At 66.7% G+C, this 18975-nt stretch carries 17 protein-coding genes and 3 riboswitches; of the genes, 7 read left to right on the top strand and 10 right to left on the bottom strand.

The genetic code is table 11. From position 1 onward, the window contains the following. Nucleotide 1: 1 nt before the first annotated feature. From E4487_RS21585 to E4487_RS21560, 6 genes are all read right to left on the bottom strand, one after another. Nucleotides 2-208, bottom strand: a complete 207-nt coding sequence (locus E4487_RS21585) for a cysteine-rich CWC family protein (RefSeq protein ID WP_037055405.1) — start codon at nucleotides 206-208, stop codon at nucleotides 2-4. After that, nucleotides 208-1674 (bottom strand): sensor domain-containing diguanylate cyclase, encoded by a 1467-nt coding sequence (locus E4487_RS21580; protein WP_175254359.1) that lies wholly within the window; start codon nucleotides 1672-1674, stop codon nucleotides 208-210. Before E4487_RS21580 ends, E4487_RS21585 begins: the two co-directional genes overlap by 1 nt. A gap of 448 nt (nucleotides 1675-2122) precedes the next feature. Further along, entirely contained in the window at nucleotides 2123-5749 is a 3627-nt protein-coding gene (uca, locus tag E4487_RS21575) for an urea carboxylase (protein WP_175254358.1), read from the bottom strand. A gap of 192 nt (nucleotides 5750-5941) precedes the next feature. Further along, on the bottom strand, nucleotides 5942-6577 hold the full coding sequence (locus E4487_RS21570) for an urea amidolyase associated protein UAAP2 (RefSeq protein ID WP_152488204.1): 636 nt from the start codon (nucleotides 6575-6577) through the stop codon (nucleotides 5942-5944). A gap of 10 nt (nucleotides 6578-6587) precedes the next feature. Next, the gene (locus E4487_RS21565) at nucleotides 6588-7316 is read right to left on the bottom strand and encodes an urea amidolyase associated protein UAAP1 (RefSeq protein WP_150608656.1); all 729 of its coding nucleotides are present in this window, start codon (nucleotides 7314-7316) and stop codon (nucleotides 6588-6590) included. Between the two features lie 71 nt (nucleotides 7317-7387). Next, complete coding sequence (locus tag E4487_RS21560; protein WP_047584504.1) at nucleotides 7388-8455, bottom strand: putative urea ABC transporter substrate-binding protein; 1068 nt, start codon at nucleotides 8453-8455, stop codon at nucleotides 7388-7390. A gap of 67 nt (nucleotides 8456-8522) precedes the next feature. Next, nucleotides 8523-8622, bottom strand: a riboswitch (guanidine-I (ykkC/yxkD leader). 333 nt (nucleotides 8623-8955) lie between these two features. On the opposite strand from E4487_RS21560, the gene E4487_RS21555 reads away from it, so the two are divergent. Together E4487_RS21555 and E4487_RS21550 are read left to right on the top strand one after the other, a co-directional pair. Further along, on the top strand, nucleotides 8956-9981 hold the full coding sequence (locus tag E4487_RS21555; protein ID WP_175254357.1) for an isopenicillin N synthase family oxygenase: 1026 nt from the start codon (nucleotides 8956-8958) through the stop codon (nucleotides 9979-9981). Beyond that, nucleotides 9978-10913, top strand: coding sequence for a hypothetical protein (locus E4487_RS21550; protein WP_175254356.1), 936 nt, complete (start codon nucleotides 9978-9980; stop codon nucleotides 10911-10913). Before E4487_RS21555 ends, E4487_RS21550 begins: the two co-directional genes overlap by 4 nt. Before the next feature lie 434 nt (nucleotides 10914-11347). Here the strand turns inward: E4487_RS21550 and E4487_RS21545 are convergent, their stop codons facing one another. The 3 genes from E4487_RS21545 to E4487_RS21535 form a co-directional block, all read right to left on the bottom strand. Continuing rightward, nucleotides 11348-12160: an ABC transporter ATP-binding protein gene (locus E4487_RS21545; protein WP_052178150.1), complete on the bottom strand. Its 813-nt coding sequence runs from the start codon at nucleotides 12158-12160 to the stop codon at nucleotides 11348-11350. Between the two features lie 41 nt (nucleotides 12161-12201). Beyond that, a complete protein-coding gene (locus E4487_RS21540; RefSeq protein WP_037055426.1) occupies nucleotides 12202-13017 on the bottom strand; it encodes an ABC transporter permease in 816 nt (271 codons plus the stop codon). Between the two features lie 179 nt (nucleotides 13018-13196). Next, a riboswitch (guanidine-I (ykkC/yxkD leader) is annotated at nucleotides 13197-13297 on the bottom strand. A 173-nt stretch (nucleotides 13298-13470) separates the two neighbouring features. Then, the gene (locus E4487_RS21535) at nucleotides 13471-14532 is read right to left on the bottom strand and encodes a putative urea ABC transporter substrate-binding protein (protein ID WP_037055429.1); all 1062 of its coding nucleotides are present in this window, start codon (nucleotides 14530-14532) and stop codon (nucleotides 13471-13473) included. A 52-nt stretch (nucleotides 14533-14584) separates the two neighbouring features. Continuing rightward, nucleotides 14585-14701: riboswitch (guanidine-I (ykkC/yxkD leader) on the bottom strand. 203 nt (nucleotides 14702-14904) lie between these two features. On the opposite strand from E4487_RS21535, the gene E4487_RS21530 reads away from it, so the two are divergent. From E4487_RS21530 to E4487_RS21520, 3 genes are read left to right on the top strand one after another with little or no spacing between them, the layout of a single operon-like run. Continuing rightward, complete coding sequence (locus E4487_RS21530) at nucleotides 14905-15084, top strand: hypothetical protein (protein ID WP_037055432.1); 180 nt, start codon at nucleotides 14905-14907, stop codon at nucleotides 15082-15084. Next, on the top strand, nucleotides 15084-15236 hold the full coding sequence (locus E4487_RS21525) for a hypothetical protein (protein WP_172979134.1): 153 nt from the start codon (nucleotides 15084-15086) through the stop codon (nucleotides 15234-15236). The genes E4487_RS21530 and E4487_RS21525 overlap by 1 nt, the downstream gene beginning before the upstream one ends. A 43-nt stretch (nucleotides 15237-15279) precedes the next feature. After that, entirely contained in the window at nucleotides 15280-15708 is a 429-nt protein-coding gene (locus tag E4487_RS21520) for a hypothetical protein (RefSeq protein WP_175254355.1), read from the top strand. Nucleotides 15709-15714: 6 nt separating this feature from the next. On the opposite strand, the gene E4487_RS21515 is transcribed toward E4487_RS21520, so the two are convergent. Then, nucleotides 15715-16635 (bottom strand): LysR family transcriptional regulator, encoded by a 921-nt coding sequence (locus E4487_RS21515; protein WP_175254354.1) that lies wholly within the window; start codon nucleotides 16633-16635, stop codon nucleotides 15715-15717. Between the two features lie 96 nt (nucleotides 16636-16731). Between E4487_RS21515 and E4487_RS21510 the strand changes: the two genes are divergently transcribed. Continuing rightward, nucleotides 16732-18519: an alkyl/aryl-sulfatase gene (locus E4487_RS21510; RefSeq protein WP_175254353.1), complete on the top strand. Its 1788-nt coding sequence runs from the start codon at nucleotides 16732-16734 to the stop codon at nucleotides 18517-18519. A gap of 124 nt (nucleotides 18520-18643) precedes the next feature. Then, nucleotides 18644-18889, top strand: a complete 246-nt coding sequence (locus E4487_RS21505; protein ID WP_175254352.1) for a DUF1145 domain-containing protein — start codon at nucleotides 18644-18646, stop codon at nucleotides 18887-18889. The last annotated feature ends 86 nt before the right edge of the window (nucleotides 18890-18975 follow it).

Here is an 18975-nt window from a genome sequence, read left to right as displayed (position 1 = left end):
CTTAGTCCCGCTCAGAGCGCTGCGCGGCATCCACTGCGCCGGCGCAGGCCGGGCACAGGCAGGCCGTGTCGCGCTGCTCGGGCGTCAGGCGTTCGAGTGCGGCGGGATCGATCTGCGCCCCGAAGCACCAGCAGGGTTCGTCGCTGCGCCCCACGGCGATGCTGCAATCATTGGCCTTGCCGCACAGCGGGCAGCGCTGGGTATCCATCACTGTTCGACGCAGACGCGGTCGCGCCCGGATTGCTTGGCGCGGTACAGCGCGCGGTCGGTACGACCGAGCAGGCTATGCAGGCTCTCGCCCGGTTGCCATTGGCTGAGACCGAGGCTGGCGGTGACCTGCAGTGTCTGGCCGGCGATGGCATAGCGCTGTTCCGCGCATTGCTGGCGCAGCTTTTCGGCCAGGTCATGGGCGGCTTGGCGGTCGGTGTTCTTCAGCAGCAGGATGAACTCCTCGCCACCCCAGCGGCAGAGGATGTCGGACTGGCGCAGCTTGTCACGCAGTTGCCGGGCGAAACGCTGCAGGACTTCGTCGCCAGCGAGGTGGCCATGCTCGTCGTTGATCAGCTTGAAGTTGTCGAGGTCGAGCAGCACCGCGCAGAGCGGGCTCTGCTCGCGCTGGGCTTCCTGCAGGGCCTGCTCGGCGAGGATGTCGAAACCGCGGCGGTTGGGCAGCTCGGTGAGCACATCGGTGGTGGCCAGGGCGGCGATGCGCTGCTGGTAGCGGCGGATCGCCAGGCTTACCAGTGTCAGCACGATGGCGGTGACCAGCAGGCACAGCAGCAGGTTGATGTAGAGCCCCTGGCGGATGCCGGCCAGGGCCTTGTCGTGTTTATCGACGAACAGGTACCACTCCAGCTCGGGAATGTAGCGCACGTTTAGGAAGTGCTCGCGGCCATGCTCCTGGTACTCGAAGCGGCCGCTCTGCGGACTGGGCAGCTTCTCCAGCATGTCGCTCAGGCCGGGGATGTCGGCCAGCGAATCACCGACCTTCGCCCCCTGCGGCCCGCCCTGCGCGCCGGTAAGGGTGATGCGTCCGGTGGTGTCGACGAAGTAGACGCTGCGTTCGTAGCGTTGCTGGTAGTCGTCGATCAGTTTGACCACCGCATCGACGGCCAGGCCGACGCCGGCGGCCCCGATGAAGTTGCCGTCGTAGTCGACCACCTTGTAGTTGATGAAGATGGTCAGGCGGTCGGCGTTGGCCATGTCGACGTCGACATTGATCTCGTAGGGCTCCGGCTGCATGCGCACGCGGTAGTACCAGACGTCGCGTGGTTCATCCGGTTTGACCCGTTTGAGCACCCCCTTGGACTGGTAGTAGGTGCTGCTCTTGTCGGAGACGAAGAAGCTGGTGAAGGCGCCATAGTGTTCCTGGACTTCGCGCAGGTAGCGCGTCATCTGCGCGGTGTCCTGCTCGCCGGCCAGTACCCAGTCACGCAGGAAGGTGTCGCGGGCCATCATCGAGGAGATGAGGATGGGGCGCACCAGGTCCTTCTGGATCTCCGAGTAGACGGTGTCGGAGGTCAGCGGTAGCTCGGTGTTGATGATGCTGTCGCGAATCGAGTCGCGCGAGGCGTAGTAGCTCAGCAGCGAAGTGGTGAGAAAGCCGCTGCCGAGCAGGAACAGGAGCAACAACACCAACGAGGCTTGCGTGTGCCGTGTGGGAGGCAGTGACATGGGTAACCCGGGGCTATCTGATGGCGTGATGCTAGCGTGCCGGGCGGGGGGAGCGCCAGTTGTGATCGGTGGCGATGAGCGTTGTGTGGTGTGGGTGAAACCTGGACGTTGCGGGCATTTCGCTTCTGGATCGCGTTCGGGGCGGGGGGCTGCGAGAGTGGATGCGATGGTTGGAGATGATGGTGTTGATTGCCAGGATGCGGTCGCGGCTGAAGCCCCTCCCACGGTGGCTCGTGTTGCGGGCTTGGAGAGGAATCGCGGCTGAAGCCGCTCCTACGGGATGGGGCGGGAGGTTGTGGCTGGGGCTTCTTCCACGGGACCTCGTGTGGGCGGGGTCGCGGAGGAGTCGCTGCTGAGGCCGCTCCTACGGGGCGGGGTGGACGGGGTCGGCGGTTGTGGTGGAAGTCCTCCCACAGGGGCGCTGTGGGAGGGGCTTCAGCGGCGAATCTCAGGCTTCGTCCAGGACCACCACGCGCTGCCCGGCGCGCACCGGCGAGCCCGGTTGCACGCGCACTTCGCGCACGGTGCCGGCCATGGGGGCGGTCAGCGGGATCTCCATCTTCATCGATTCGAGAATCACCAGCACGTCACCTGCCTGAACCTGCGCGCCTTCGCTGACCTGCACCTGCCAGAGGTTGCCGGCCACGTGGCTTTCGATGGCATGCTGACCGACGCCGAGTGGCGCGTCTTCCGCCTGCTCCGGTGCGGCTTCCTCGACCTCGAAATGCGCCTGGCCGCTGTCGATCCAGCGCTGCCGCTCGGCGTCGAAGGCAGCACGCTGCTGGTGGCGGAAGGCGGCAATGCCATCGGCCTCATCCGCGAGGAACTGCTGGTAGTCGGCCAGCGCCAGTTCGCTGTGCTCGATACGCAGGTCGAAGCGGCCGAGCGGAAAATCGCGGCGGATGCGCAGCAGCTCGGAGGCCGATACCGGGTAGAAGCGGATCTGGTCGAAGAAGCGCAGCAGCCAGGGCTTGCCGTCGAAGGCCGCGACCTCACGGTAGCGATTCCACATCTGCAGGGTACGGCCGACGAACTGGTAGCCGCCGGGGCCTTCCATGCCGTACACGCACATGTAGGCGCCGCCGATGCCCACCGAATTCTCCGCCGTCCAGGTGCGTGCCGGGTTGTACTTGGTGGTGACCAGGCGATGACGTGGATCGAGCGGCGTGGCCACCGGTGCCCCCAGGTAGACGTCGCCCAGGCCCATGACCAGGTAGCTGGCGTCGAATACGGTGCGGTACACCTCGTCGAGGTTCGGCAGGTCGTTGATGCGGCGGATGAACTCCAGGTTGCTCGGGCACCAGGGGGCGTCCTTGCGCACGGTGGTCATGTATTTCTCGATGGCCAACTGGCAGGCCGGGTCGTCCCAGGACAGCGGCAGGTGGACGATGCGCGACGGCACCTGCAGATCGCGCGCGGCGCAGACCGCGTCCCATTCGCCGGCGACGATGTCGAGCAGCGTCTGCAGGGGCAGGGTTTCCGGCTGGTAGTGCAGCTGCAGCGAGCGGATGCCCGGGGTGAGGTCGATCACGCCGTCGAGGCGCTTGGCTTCCAGTGCCTGCATCAGCGCGTGGCCACGGAAGCGCAGGACCAGGTCGAGCTCCGGCTGGCCGATCTCCAGCAGCAGGTGGGTGTCGCCGGACAGGCGCGCGACCAGGCGGGTGTCGGCTTCGCCTAGGTCGAGCACGATGGGGGAGCCTGTAGGAGCGGATTTATCCGCGATTGGTGTGCCAGCTATATCGCGGCTGAAGCCGCTCCTACGGAGTGTGGTGCACTCGATTGCACTGGCTTTGGCAAGCTCCCGCGCCGTGGCGATCTCCACCGGCACGAAGCGCACCTTGTCGCCGGCCTTGAGCTGGCCGAGCTGCCAGAGGTCGGCCTCGATGATGGTCACCAGGCAGACGAAACCGCCCAGGCTGGGGCCGTCTGGGCCGAGGATCACCGGCATGTCGCCGGTGAAGTCCACCGCACCGATGGCGTAGGGGTTGTCGTGGATGTTCGACGGGTGCAGGCCGGCCTCGCCGCCGCTGTCGCGTACCCATTCGGGCTTCGGCCCGATCAGGCGCACGCCGGTGCGGCTGGAGTTGAAGTGCACTTCCCAGTCGGTGGCGAGGAAGCTGTCGACATAGGCCTGCGTGAAGTATTCCGGCGCGCCGTGGGGGCCGTAGATCACCCGCAGTTCGCGCAGCGCTGGCAGGGCCGGGCAGAGCTCGGCAGGCAGTCGTGCGCCTGCGCTGCGTTCGTTCAGCGTCGGGATGTGCAGGACGTCGCCGGCGCGCAGGGCACGACCGCCGTGGCCGCCGAACTGGCCGAGGGTGAAGGTGCTCTTGCTGCCCAGGTAGTCCGGCACCTGGATGCCGCCGCGAACGCTCAGGTAGCTGCGCGCGCCACTGCCTGCGATGGTGCCGAGGGCCAGGGTGCTGCCGGCGTGGATCAGCAGGGCCGTGTTCATCGGTTGCGCGGCGCCGTCGACGCTCAGCGGGATATCGGCGCCGGTGACGGCCACCACGGCATCGCAATTGAAGCGCAGGGTCGGGCCGCTCATGGTGATTTCCAGGCCGGCTGCTGCGGTGTCGTTGCCGAGCAGGCGGTTGCCCAGGCGCAGGGCGCGGTCGTCCATCGGCCCGGAGGGCGGCACCCCCACGGCCCAGTAGCCGAGGCGGCCGGGGTAGTCCTGCACGCTGGTCTGGGTGCCGGCACTGAGCACGTCGAAGGTGCTGGCCTGGTAGACCAGGCCTTCCAGGCAGCGTGTCCAGGGTGAGCCGCTGGCGAAGGGGGCGTCGGCCAGAATCTGGCGCAGGTAGTCGCGGTTGCATTCCACGCCGTGGAGCACGGAATCCGCCAGGGCCTGGTCCAGCGCGGCACTGGCCTGTGCGCGGGCCGGGGCCCAGGCGATCAGCTTGGCGATCATCGGGTCGAAATAGGGTGGAATCTCGCAGCCGGCCTCGACCCAGGTGTCGATGCGCAGCGCCTTGCCATCGGCGGGCGGGAAGGCCACGGCGGTGAGCAGACCGGGGCTGGGCTGGAAGTCCCGGCCCGGATCTTCGGCATACAGGCGTGCCTGGATGGCATGCCCACTGGGGCGCAGCCCGGCGGCCAGTTCGCTCAGCGGCGGCAGGTCACCGGCGGCCAGTTCGATCATCCAGCGCACCAGGTCGACGCCCCAGACCTGTTCGGTGACGCCGTGCTCGACCTGCAGGCGAGTGTTCACTTCGAGGAAGTAGAAGCGCTGCGCCTCGCTGTCATAGACGAACTCCACGGTGCCGGCACTGCGGTAGTCGACCGCCTTGGCCAGCTTGATCGCTGCCGCGCAGAGTGCATCGGCCATGCCGGCGGGCAGGTTCGGCGCCGGAGTCTCTTCCAGCACCTTCTGATTGCGGCGCTGCACCGAGCAGTCGCGCACGCCGAGGGCGATCACCTCGCCCTGGCCATCGCCGAACACCTGCACCTCCAGGTGACGGGCACGCTGGATGTATTTTTCGATGAACACGCCGCTGTCGCTGAAGTTGTTCTGTCCCAGGCGTTTGACGGCGTCGAAGGCGTCGCTCAGCTCCTCGGCCGAACGGCAGACGCGCATGCCGATGCCGCCTCCACCGGCGGTGCTTTTCAGCATCACCGGGTAGCCGACCTGCTCGCCAGCGGCCAGCGCCGCCGCCACGTTCTCCAGCAGCTCGGTGCCTTCGAGCATCGGTACGCCGTGTTGCCTGGCCAGCGCGCGGGCGGTGTGCTTGAGGCCGAACACGCGCAGTTGCTCGGGCGTCGGGCCGACGAAGGCGATGCCCGCCGCTTCGCAGGCTTCGGCAAAGGCGGCGTTCTCGGAGAGAAAGCCATAGCCGGGGTGTATCGCCGTGGCGCCACTGGCCCTGGCGATGGTGAGAATCCTGTCGACCACCAGGTAGGTCTGCGTCGCCGGCCCCTCACCCAGGGAGAAGGCCTCGTCGGCCTGCTGGATATGCAGGCTGGCCGCGTCGGCTTCGGAGTACACGGCCACGCCGCCGACCTGCAATTCACGCAGGGTGCGCAGGATGCGGCAGGCGATGGCGCCACGGTTGGCGATCAGCAGTTTTTCGAACATGGGGTGACCCTCGAAGGTCATGGCGGGCCGTCCCGCCGTCATTGGTCATGCGCCACGGTCGTCCGCGACGGAAAATCCGGGTGGCTTGTCTCCCTCTCCCATTCATGGGAGAGGGCTGGGGAGAGGGGCGGTTGATGACATGACCCTCTCCCCCGGCCCCTCTCCCGCAAGCGGGAGAGGGGAGTGCATCAATCAATCCCACACCAGCACTTCGGCGGGCGTCGGGTTCCAGCCGTTGCAGGGGTTGTTCAGCTGCGGGCAGTTGGAGATCAGCACGATGACATCGGTCTCGGCCTTCATTTCGACGTACTTGCCGGGCGCGGAGATGCCGTCCTCGAAGGTCAGGCCGCCTTCGGGCGTGACCGGCACGTTCATGAAGAAGTTGATGTTGGCGCCGATGTCGCGTTTGCTCAGGCGGCCGTCGTGCAGGCTGGCGCGCAGGAAGTTGTCACGGCAGCTGTGCATGTAGCGCTTGTCCAGGGCGTAGCGCACGGTGTTGCTCTCCTGCGCGCAGGCACCGCCGAGGGTGTCGTGACGCCCGCAGGTATCGGCGGTGATGGTCAGCAGCGGGTTGCCGAGGTTGGAGTAGAGCACGGTGCCGGTGCTCAGGTAGACGCGGTTCTGCTTGCGCAGGGTGCGCTGCGGGTCGAAGCGCTCGCGCGGGTTGGCAGCGGCGAAGAACAGGGTGTCGATCGCCTGGTTGCCTTCCAGGTCGTGCAGGCGCAGGGTCTGTCCGGCCCTGACCTCGAACAGGTAGGGCTCGCCCGCCGGGATGGTGTGTCGGTAGACGGCGGTTTCGGGATGCAGGTTGCTTGCGGTCAGGCTCATGTCGGCACCCTCAGATGTACTGGCGTTCGGTGTTGTGGAAGGCACGGCCGTTCTCCGGGCGCGAGGTGCGGCAGAGTACGCTGATGCCGTCGCTGGCGACCTTGCTCCAGCTCAGCTGCACGGGCTTGGGCGCGTACTGCGGGTTCGGGTCCATCGGGTGTTGCAGGGCGGTGAGCACCACCAGGGTGTCCATCGGCGCGTACAGTTCGATGTAGTCGCCGGCCTGGCTGTTGCCGGGCTGGAAGTGGAAGGCCCCGGCGGCGTCGACATCCACGCGGCTGAAGAGGTTGAGGTTCATCAGCAGGTCCTGCAGGTTCAGGTCCCACTTGCCCATCTCCACCAGCAGGTTGTCCATGCCGTTGCGGAAGAAACCGTTGCGCAGTTCCTGGTAGCGGCCCTGGCCGTACTTCTCCAGCGTCTCGGCGGCGTTGAGCACGCCGGCGAAACTGTCGTGCCAGCCGCAGGTATCGGCCGTGATCGCGGCCAGCACCCTGCCCATGTCCGAGTACAGGCAATGGCCGGCGGTGAGCTTGGCGGTGTGCTGGCCTTTGAGGGTGTCCGGCAGGTTCAGGCGCTCGCTCTTTTCGCCGGCGTTGAACAGCAGCAGGCTGACGTTGGCGCCGCCCTCGATGTCGGTGATGCGCAGCAGTTGTCCGCGCTTGAGGATGAATGAGGTATGCCCGCCGCCAGGTACGGTCTCTTCGTACAGGCTCGGGCGCAGGGTAAGGGCAGTGTGCATGGGAACCTCGGGATCAAAGCCGGAGCGTCAGGCGCCAGAGGGCGCCTGATCATCGTTGCGATGGGATGGCGTCAGAGCTTGCCGTCGACGGCCATCTGCACGTAGCTGGGGTCGAAGCGCAGCTTGATGTTGGCGCTGTCGCCCGTGCTGACGCCGCCGGCGAAGGTCATGCCGATGGCATCGGCGCTGCGTGCGCCTTCACCGAGGATGCCGTGGTCGAAGCTGAAGCTGGCGACCTTGGTCATGGTCTCCGGCAGCGCCGGGCTGGTGATGAAGTCCAGGGTGTCCTGCGGCGTGTAGAACAGCTTGGTGGTGGCCAGCTGCGACTGGTAGCCGGCGAGGTCGGTCCCGGAGGCCTTGGCCATTTCGCTCAGCGCTTCGCTGCTCTCGGCGGTGCCGGCCTGCATCAGTTCGAGAATCTCGAACCAGGCGCCGGTCAGGGCCTTGCCGAAGTCCGGGTTGTCTTTCAGGGTCTGGGTGTTGACCACCATCATGTCGAGGATTTCGCCGGGAATCTTCGACGAGTCGAAGACCTGGGTGCTGCCCGGTTGGGCGAGAATTTCCGCCAGCATCGGGTTCCAGGTGGCGGCGGCCTCCACGCCGGGCGTGGTGTAGGCGGCGATGATGTCGGCGTCGGAGGTGTTCACCACCGTCACGTCGCGCTCGCTCATGCCGGCGCTTTCCAGGGCGCGAGCGAGGAAGTAGTGGGAGACCGACAGCTCGACCAGGTTGACCGGCATGCCCTTGAGGTCGGCCAGGGTCTTGCCTTCGCCCTTGATCAGCAGGCCGTCGTTGCCGTTGGAGTAGTCACCGACCAGCAGTGCGGTGGAATCGACGCCGCCAGCGGCCGGAATGGTCAGGGCGTCCATGTTGGTCATGGTGCAGCCGTCGAACTGGCCGACGCTGTACTGGTTGATGGACTCGACGTAGTCGTTGAGCTGCACGACGTCGATGTCGATGCCGTATTTCTTCGCCCATTTGTCGATGATGCCGGAGGTGCTGGCATAGCCCCAGGGCATCCAGCCGGCGTAGAGCGTCCAGCAGACGCTGAAACTGTCTTTCTTCTCGGCGTGGGCGCTGAAACTGAGTACTGCGGCCAGGCCGGCGGCAGCGAAGGAGAGCAGACGGTACTTGCGCATTGGAACCTCCAGTCTTGATGAGTACGGGCAGGAGTCGCGGCACGTTTCGAAGCGTTCGAAAGGCGCGTTCTCCCGGGCTTTTATCCCGCCGTGTAACCTCATCGGAGGTCGATGACTCTCGGACCAGTCACCCGCCTGGGCGGATCGGAACCCTAGTCATCCATTTCGCAAATTGTGGTGCCGCGATTCCGGGAAATCCCGGTTGGAACCTGCACGCTGAGGTCGTAGCGAATTGCGTGCCAGGTCGGTAAACGCGGTGAACCACGGGTTGGCGGTCGGGCAAGGCGGCATCGGTGCTGCCTGATGGGGCCGCTTCGGCGCCCGTTGCACCGTTCGAGGGCGGGCGACGCGTGAAATGCGCTTCCCGGCGCCCCAGCGCGGTGGCATGGAAATCGCTACCAGCCTGGCTGCAGAGGCGGCCTCGCCGGCGCCTTCGGGACGACCCGACTCCGCTGCTTGTCTGGACGACCAGGTAACTCACTTGTTCAAGGGAGCTTGCCATGGCGCATACCCATTTCACGTCCATTCCGCTTGTCGATATCTCCGGTCTCAATTGTGCCGACCTGGCCGCGCGCCAGCGCGTGGCCGACGAACTCGGCCGCGCCGCGCGCGACGTCGGCTTTCTGCAGATCAGCGGGCACGGTATTGCCCGCGAGCTGCGCCAGGGGCTGATCCGCCAGGCGCGCAGCTTCTTCGCCCGGCCGCTGGCGGAAAAGATGCGCTTCTACATCGGTCAGTCGAGCAACCACAGCGGCTACGTGCCGGAAGGCGAGGAGCAGTTCGCCGGCGGCAGCCAGGACCTCAAGGAAGCCTACGACGTCAATTACGACTACACCGAAGCGGTGCAGGTATACCCGCTGCTGGGGCCGACCCAGTGGCCGGACTCGGACGACTTCAAGCGCGAGGTGAGCGCCTACTACCGTGCCGCGCTGGCGCTGGGCGACACATTGTTTCGCGGTTTCGCCCTGGCGTTGGGGCTGGCCGAGGACACCTTCGCCAGTATCACCCGTCACCCCACCAGCCAGCTGCGCATGATCCACTATCCGCTCGACCCTGACCCGGTGGCGGACCGCCCCGGCATCGGCGCGCACACCGACTACGAGTGCTTCACCATTCTGTTGCCGACTGCCGAGGGACTGCAGGTGCTCAACGGCGACGGGCAGTGGATCGACGTGCCGCTGATCGAGGACGCCTTCGTGATCAACATCGGCGACATGCTCGAGGTGCTCAGCAACGGCCAGTTCGTCGCCACCTCGCACCGCGTGCGCAAGGTCAGCGAGGAGCGTTTCGCCTTCCCGCTGTTCTGCGCCTGCGATTACCCGACGCGCATCGCGCCGATTGCCGGCCTGGCGCCCCGGGGTGAGCGGGTGTACCAGCCGGTGAGCTGCGGCGATCACCTGTTCGCGCAGACCGCGCAGACCTTTCGTTACCTGCGCGAGCGTCTGGAGGACGGCACACTGCAGCTCCCCGATGGCACGCTGGGCCTGTCCAGCTTCGGCCAGGGGCGCCGGGAGGTGACGGCATGAACCTGTTCGAACTGGCGGCACGCCACCCGATGCGCGTCGAGGGCGGCGTGCCGGACTGGATGCTCGGGCACTTTCGCCGGCGCACCATCAGCTTCGCCGATGGCCGCAGCGACGAACGCACCCAGGTGCACTGGTTGCAGAGCCGCACCTTCACTATCGACCTGCGCCTGCCGGAGGGGCCGCCATTGCCGGGGCGCGCCTGGCAGAACTATGACGCCGCCGAGCTGCGCGTGCTGGCCAATCACGAAGGCTGGGTGGCCGACAGCCTCTGGGAGGGCGGCATGCTCAGCTGGCGCGGCGGGGTCTCGCTGCAGTTGCACAACCGCTGGCCGGAGCCGGCGCGGCTGCAGCGCATCGGCAACTGCATGATCGAGTTCGGCACCACGGGCGCCTATGTCGAAGATTGGCGCCTGCAGGCCGGCAGGGGGCCGTTGATCGGCCTGCGCCTGCTGGAAGAATGCGACGGCGAAACCGGCCAGGTGCTGCGTCGTGGGGGTGGCCTGATCGTCTGCGGCGAGCAGCTTGGCTGGGTGCAGGGGCGAGCGCTCGAGCCGCGGCCGTCGAGCATGTCATTGCGTGAGCGGGTGGCGCAGGCCTGTGGCGATGCTGCGGCCCTGGCGGCGCTGCTCGACTGCGAAACCTCGCTGGCCAGCATCGATGCGCAGGGCGACTACCGCGTGCAACTGTCCACCGTGCCGGCGCGCGTCGGGCAGGTGCTGACCCTGGAGGGTTTCGAGCCGCCGGTGCAGGGGCGCGTCCGCCAGTACCTGCACCATCCGCAGGATGGCCGTGCGCGGGTGCGTACCTTCATCGTCGATACCCTCGAGCCGGATTGGCGAGCCGACCTCGCGACGCCGAGCAGCAGCGAAGCGCAACAGTGGTTCGCCACGGAGCAGGAGACGCTGGCGCGTTATCTCGAGGTGTTGAGCTAGCCATCGGTGCCTGCGTGATGCGGAGCTGAAAAGCTCGCCGCTGAAGCGCCTCCCACGGGGCGGGGTCCGCCACGATTCGTGGGAGGGGCTTTAGCCGCGCTGGATCGCCCGCAAGCGGGCTCCTACGGGCGATCAGCGCACGGCGTTCGGCTGTAGCCCGGATGCAATCCGGGGACAATGTCCCGGTGAATCCCCCGGATTTCATCCGGGCTACGGTGTTGGATTGATCGGCAACGTGCCTGGGGTAGGAGCCCGCTTGCGGGCGATTGGCGGTACCAGCGATGGATCGCCCGCAAGCGGGTTCCTACGGACGATCTGCGGACGGCATTCGGCTGTGTAGCCCGGATGCAATCCGGGGCGATGTCCCGGTGAATCCCCGGATTTCATCCGGGCTACGGTGATGGGCTGATCGGCAACGTCTTCGGGGCGGGCGATCAGCGTGCGGCAATACGTTCGGCCACTTCGCTGGGCAGCTGCGCCTGCGCGCGGCGTGCGGCGTTCAGCGGAATGTCGTAGGTGATGCGCGCGCCATAGGCGTTGGGGGCCTGCGGGTCGTGGCGCACCTTGTCGAACACCAGCAGGCGGGTGCCGAGGCTGAAGCCCTCCGACAGGTCATGGGTGACCATGAACACCGTCAGGCGGGTTTCCTGCCACAGCTCCAGCAGCAGGGCGTGCATGTCCTTGCGAATACCGGGGTCGAGGGCACCGAACGGTTCGTCGAGCAGCAGCATGCGCGGTTGCATCACCAGCGCCTGGGCGATGGCCAGGCGCTGCTGCATGCCGCCTGAGAGTGCGCTGGGGTATTTATCCAGGGCATGGCCGAGGCCGACCCGGGCGAGGATGCTGGCGGCACGCTCGCGGGCCTCGCGCTTGGCTGCGCCGAACAGGCGCCCCAGCACGGGGGCGCGCGGCAGTTCCAGGCCCAGGGCGACGTTGTCCAGCACGCTCAGGTGGGGGAACACCGAATAGCGCTGAAAGACCACGCCACGGCTCGGGTCCGGCTCGTTGGGGAGCGGGGCACCGCCGAGCAGGAGCTCGCCGCGACTGGGGCGTTCCTGGCCGAGCAGCATGCGCAGGAAGGTGGATTTGCCGCAGCCGGAGGCGCCGACCAGGGTGCAGAACTCGCCTTCTTCGACCCTGAGGTTGAGGCGTTCCAGCACCACCTGGTCGGCGTACTCCTGCCACAGGTGGCGCGCTTCGATGAAGGCGCCTGGCGACGGGCTGGCGGCGGTACGGGGTTCGCTCATGGCGGGTTCACTCAGCGGGACGATGTGTTGGCTGAACAGGGTCATGCCTTGCCTCCTGCGTGCCAGGGGAAGCACAGACGCAGCACCTGGCGCAGGCCCAGGTCCATCAGCCAGGCCAGCAGGGTGATCCAGACGACGTACGGCAGGATCACGTCCATGGCCATGTAGCGGCGGACCAGAAAGATGCGGTAGCCGAGGCCGTCGGTGCTGGCGATGGCCTCGGCGGCGATCAGGAACAGCCAGGCCGAGCCGAGCATCAGGCGCAGCGAGATCAACAGGCGTGGCATCAGTTGCGGCAGCACCAGGCGCAGGATCAGCGTCCAGGAGTTGGCGCCGAGGGTCTGAGCCTTGATCAGCAGTTCGGCTGGAATCTCCCGCGCGCGCTGTTCGATGTCGCGGGCGATGCACGGGGTGATGCCGATGGCGATCAGCATCACCTTGGACAGCTCGCCCAGGCCGAAGACGATGAACAGGATCGGCAGGATGGCCAGGGGGGGAATCATCGACAGCACCGTGAGCATCGGCGACAGCGGCGCGCCGAACAGCGGCACGCTGCCGGCGGCGATACCCAGCACCAGTCCGGCCAGCGCCGCCACGCCGAGGCCGATGGCGAGGCGGGTGAGGCTGGAGGCGCTGTCCTGCCAGAACAGGTAGTTGCCCGTGCGCTTGTCTTCGCTGAAGGCCAGGCGGTCGACGGCATCGATCATCTGACTGGCGCTGGGCAGCAGCTTGTCGTTGGGGTTCTCGGCCAGGCGTGCGGTCGAGGTGCTGAAGTAGACGAACAGCAGCAGGGCGAAGGGCAGCAGGATCAGCAGCAGGCGGCCACTGCGGTCCGGATGGCGGTTGATCAGGCGCATGGAGAGTCCTCGTCGGGCCTGTAGCGAAGGGCGGGCACGGCTAGAGCGCGACGACGCCGCTGACGGGTGTCCGGTAGGCGGCAGGGTGCCGCTGGTGCGAGTGGGGCGTAGCCATGATGAACCTCCAGTTTGACGGTGGCGGACAGGAGTTCGCGGCGGTTCCCCACGGATGGGGCGCGTTCTCCCGGGCTTTTGTCCCGCCGTGTAACCTCGCTGGAGGTCGCCAGCTCTCGGACCAGTCACTCGCCTGTGGCGAGCCGGAACCCTAGCCGGCTATTGCAAATTGTGGTGCCGCGATCCCGGCTGGCCGGGGGTGTTCCTGCACCCGATGTCCTTAGCGAACATCGTGCCATGCGCCGCAAGGTGCGGCGCTTGGCGCTGCGCTGCGGCTCGTCGAGGGCAGGCTGCGCCGTGCTGGTGCGTGGTGCGGCTGGCGTGCCGCCTGCTGGGGCGCTACAGGGTGCCGTCGGCGGCCAGCTGCATGTAGGCGTGGTTGAAGCGCAGCAGGACGCGCTGCGGGTTGCCGATGGTCTTTTCACCGCTGAACTCGATACCCAGGTTGGTCAGGCCCTGGCCACGCTTGCCCAGCAGGGCATGGGCATCGGCAAAGTGGGCGACGCGTCGCATCAGGTCCGGCATCTTGCCGGTGCGGGCGAAGTTGAGGGCGCTGCGTGGCGAATAGAACGAGCGCAGGGTGCCCAGTTGGTCCTCGAAGTCCTCGGCGCTGGTACCCGCCGCGGCGGCCATCTGTGCTCGGGCTGCGCGTCCGGCAGCCGTCGGCAGGCCGAGCAGGCGCTGGGTCTCGAACCAGGCACCGGTCAGCGCGCGGCCGAACTCGGGATGCTGGGCCAGGGTCTGGCTGTTGACCACGGTGAGATCGAGGATCTCGCCCGGTATCCGGTTGGAGGTGAACACCATGCTGACCTGCGCCTTGCGCTGGATTTCCGAGAGGATCGGGTTCCAGGTGATCACCGCATCGCCCTGGCCGGAGAGAAAGGCGTCGGCGATCTCGCTGTCGGAGACATGCTTGATGGTCACGTCCTGCTCGTCCAGCAGGCCCCATTCCAGTGCCCGGCTGAGCAGGTAATGGGAGACCGAGTTTTCCACCAGCAGCACGGTCTTGCCCTTGAGGTCGCGGATGCTCTTGCCGCTGCCGCGCAGCAGCAGGCCGTCGGCACCGTTGGAGAAGTCGCCGATGATCAGCGCGGTGCTGTCCGTGCCGGCGGCGGCGGGGATGGTCAGGGCATCCATGTTGGTCATGGTGCAGGCATCGAACTGGCCGGCGCTGTAGCGCTCGATGGAAGCGACGTAATCCGGCACTTCCTGCACCTGAATGTCGATGCCGTACTTGTCGGCCCACTTCTTCACGATGCCCTGCTTGGCGGCGTAGTCCCACGGCATCCAGCCGGCGAAGACCGACCAGCAGAGCTTGAAGGTTTTCGGCGCGGCCTGGGCTGTCGGAGCGCTGAGCAGGCAGGCGCAGAGCAGGGCGGTGAGTAGCGGGCGAATGGGCATAGGGACCTCGGTTGGTTGGCGGACGCGGGAAAGCAGACAGCCGTGCTGCGCGTTCTCCCGGGCTTTTGTCCCGCCGTGTAACCTCGCGGCTCCCCGCCGCTGATGAGGTCGCCCACTCTCGGACCAGCCACTCGTCATCGGACGAGCCGGAACCCTAGTCGGCCATTGTGTTGAGGCAGCGCCACGCTTTCCCGCTGCGGGCCATGCTAAGCGAGGAGTGTGCCAGCGAACGTGACGAGCCTGTGATCCTGGTCACTCGGCTGCACGGAACGTGACTCAGTCCATATTGTCGAACAGTCATGCTGAATAGCGCCGTGACCACCGGGCCGCTGCCTGTCCAGCAGTCTTCTGGAAATCGAGGAGTATTCCAATATGCGTGGTTTGACTGTGATGACATTGGCGTTGCTGCTGGGCGGCTGCAGCTTCAGCGCGCCGGGCGTGCATGCGCGGGTAGGTGACCCTGACGTGATTCGTGTCGATCTGGATGGCCGTGGCCACTCCAACGGCGGCTACTTCTGCCCGCCGGGGCATCGCATGAAGGGGAGTTGCTGATGAAAACCCTCTGCACCTTGTTGCTGGCCGCCAGCCTGGCCACCGGTCTGTCGGGCTGCAGCCTGCGGTTGCCAGGTATCGGCGTCGATATCGGTGACGGTGGTGGTCCTTCGCACTGCCCTCCGGGGCAGGCCAAGAAGGGTCGTTGCTGATCCGCTTCCGGGCCACTGGCCCGCTTCCCCTGTGGAGGCTACCATGTTCTATAGAATCCTGCTTGCCACGTTGCTGATCCTGCCGCTCGGCGGTTGTGCGGTGTATGGCTACGACCACGATCGCGGTTACCGCAATCACGCCTACTACAACGGCTACCGTCACGACTATTCGCCACCGGTATACGTGACGTCGCGCTATTACTACGACGACCGCCGTCGCCAGTACCAGGCGCCACCCCGCTACGTGCCGGCGCCGCAACCGCGTCAACGCTATGGCTACGCGCCGCACTACCGCGACGACTACAAGCGTCACGAGCAGCAACGCCATGACAAGCCGCGCGACGCGCGGCGCCAGGAGCAGCGTGGCGTCAAGGTCCTGCGCGGCTGGGACACCGGACGGAGCACCCCGCAGCGCTACTCCAATGGGCGCAGCTACAGCGAGCAGCGGCGCGGCAACGAGCGTCGCTGGTAGTCCCGTTCAACCCCGCACGGTTTCGCTGTGCGGGGTTTGCTCATCGACCCGACGAATCGCCTCGACCATGGCCTGCGCCGCTGGCGACAGGCTGTGACCGGCGCGGCTGACCAGGCCATAGGCCGAGTGCTGGTGCAGCCCTTCCGCCTGCATGGGCAGCAGGCAGAGCTGACCGCTGCGAACTTCTTCGGCAATCACGTCCCAGGGCGCCATGCTCAGCACGTCGCTGCCCGCGACCAGGCGCTTGAGCACCAGAAAGTTGTCGCACTCCACGCTCAGCGGCTGCAGGCGGCCGCTGGCAGCGCTCAGGCTGCGCTCGACCACATGCGGCAACTGCGTGCCGGCGAGGGGGAAGTCGAGCAGGTCGCCGAGGCTCAGCTCGCGCCGTTGCAGCAGGGGGTGCGCCGGGCGGCAGAACAGTACGCCGTGGTGCACCCGTAGCGGCTCGATGTGCAGTTGCGCATCGTCTTGCAGTTCGCGGATGTCGGCGACGAACAGTTCTATGGTCGACTCCAGCAGCGCGTCGCGCAGCTCCAGCCAGTTGGCGATGTTCAGTTTCACCTGCACGCGCGGATAGCGGTGCAGCAACTGGCCGAGCGCCTGCGGTACCAGCCTGGCGGCGGGGTAGGGGCCTGCGCCCAGGCGCAGCTCGCCGGCCTGCAGGTTGCCCAGCTGGTTGACCGCGTTGCTCAACGCCAGGCTGCCGGCCAGCAGGCGCCGGGCATGCTCCAGCACCAGCCGGCCATGGGCGGTGAGGGTGACGCCACGGTTGTGGCGATCCACCAGGGTGCAGCCGAGCTGGCTCTCCAGGGCCTGGATGCTGCGGCTCAGGGCAGGCTGGCTGAGGTGCACGGCGGCAGCGGCACGGGCGAAGTGCTGGTGCTCGGCGAGCGCGACGAAGTGGCGGAGCTGGCGTAGATCGTTCATGTGCGTTGTGCATCAACTTGCTTATTCGAATGCATTGGAATTATCGAACAGGCTTTGCCAACCTGCCAGCACTCCAACAACAAGACGTCCATCGCCATGAGCACATTCCTTCGCTTGAGCGGCCTGCTGCTGGCCGCCTCCCTGCCCCTGAGCGCCTATGCCGAGCTGCCGGCCGAGCGCATCGAGCCCAGCATCAACGCCGAGCTGGCGGCCCACACCAAGGTCTTTGCCCAGCAGCTCTACCGCGTCGCCGACAACGTCTATTCCGCCGTGGGCTGGCAGCTCGGCAACGTGGTGATGATCGAGGCCCCGGAGGGGCTGATCATCGTCGACACCGGCGAGTCGGTCAGCGAGTCGCGCAAGATCATGGCCGAGTTCCGCAAGATCACCGACAAGCCGGTGAAGGCGGTGGTCTACACCCACTTCCATCCGGACCATATCAACGGCGTGCAGGCGTTCGTCACGCGCGAGCAGGTCGAGTCCGGCGACGTGCAGATCTACGCCCACGACACCCTGCTGGCCAATGTCGTGGCCCAGGGCGCACTGGTCGGGCCGATTCTCGGTGTGCGCTCGGCCTACAGCTTCGGCTCCTTCCTCGAGGCGCAGGACGAGCAGGACATGAACGGCGGCATCGGCCCGCTGGTCACTCCGGAGCCTTCCACCTTCATCGCCCCGACGGTGACCTTCGCGGACAAGCTCGACACCACCATCGCCGGGCTCGACGTGCAGTTCCTGCATGTCCCCAGCGAGGCGCCGGACGAGATCGTGCTCTACCTGCCGGCCAATCGCGTGCTGATCAGCGCCGAGGTGGACCAGGGGCCGACGCTGCCGAACATCCACACCTTGCGCGGCACCAAGTTCCGCGACCCGGTGCAATGGGTCGACAGCCTGGACAAGCTGCGCGCCTACCGGGCCGACTACATGGTGCCGCTGCACGGTCGCCCGGTCAGCGGTCAGGACGCCGTGGAGGAAGTGCTGCGCATGACCCGCGACGGCATCGCCTACATCCATGACCAGACCGTGCGCTGGATGAACAAGGGGCTGACGCCGGACGAACTGGTGGAGAAGGTCAAGCTGCCACCGCACCTGGCGGGCTACACGCCCTACCTGCGTGAGTACTACGGCACGGTGAAGCACAGCGTGCGACAGATCTACAACGGCTACCTGGGCTGGTTCCAGGGTGACCCGGTGGACCTCGACCCGACTCCGCCACGGCAGAAGGCCGAGCGCCTGATCGCCATGATGGGCGGGCGCGAGAAGCTGCTGCTGGAGGCCGGCAATGCCTACCTCAAGGGTGATTACCAGTGGGCCGCCGAGCTGGCCGGCTATGCCATCCGTGTCGATCATGACGACCAGCTGGCGCGCGACATCAAGGCGCGCAGCTTCCGCAAGCTGGGCTACGCCAGCATGAACATCAACTGGCGCAACTGGTACCTGATGAGCGCCATGGAGCTGGAGGGCAAGCTCGACGGTGACGAGATCAGCCAGCGCTCGATCGAGATGCGCAAGGTGTTCCTCTCGCCGGACATGGTGCGCAGCTTCACCCCGCAGAGCTTCCTGCAGAACTGGGTGACCCGCATCGACCCGGAGAAGGCCGGCGATTTGGAAATGACCCTGGGCTTCAGCTTTCCCGATGTCGGAGAGCAGTGGGCGCTGGAGGTACGGCGTGGCGTCGCGCAGTTGCACAAGGGCATTCCCGAGGGCACCGAACTGCGTCTGTCGATGGACAAGAGCTTCATGGACACCCTGCTGACCGGCGAGGGGGGCCTGGTCAAGGGCGCGCTGCTGGGGGATGTGAAGGTCGATGGCAACCTGCTGGATATCCGCCGCTTCCTCAGCTGCTTCGACTTCACCGACGAAGCCTTCGGGCTGACTCTGCGCTAGCCGATCTGGCTGCAGCAATGCCCCGGCGAATCGCCGCTGGGGCAGGGCCACGCCAGTCGAAAGAGGGGCGTTCGCACGGAGTCAGGCCCGGCACACTCCGGGTTCATCCACTCGGAGACTGACGATGAACCTGCTGTCCTTCGCCAAGGGCGCCCTGGCCATGTTCTGGCTGGTGGCGTTGCTCAACCTGCTCTATCCCTTCGCTGCGCCGCTGGGCGCTTGGGTCAACTGGCTGGCGCTGGCGGTACTGCTGGCGCACGTTGCCGAGATGCTGCTGTTCCGCACGCGTCTGCACGGGCTGCCGGGGCCTTGGTGGCAGCGCCTGCAGGTGCTGCTGTTCGGCCTGTTGCACCTGCAGCGTTTGCGTTGAGCGCGATCGCGACGAGGATGCGCCTGAGATGATCGCGCTGCGTGCGGGAGACGACGTGCCGGTGAGCGACCTCACCCGCACGCCGG

It is taken from the genome of Pseudomonas sp. BMW13 (assembly GCF_013357275.1).
Classification (GTDB): domain Bacteria; phylum Pseudomonadota; class Gammaproteobacteria; order Pseudomonadales; family Pseudomonadaceae; genus Aquipseudomonas; species Aquipseudomonas khazarica.
Note: the sequence above shows the minus strand (reverse complement) of the source record. Positions and strands in the feature narration are given on the sequence as shown.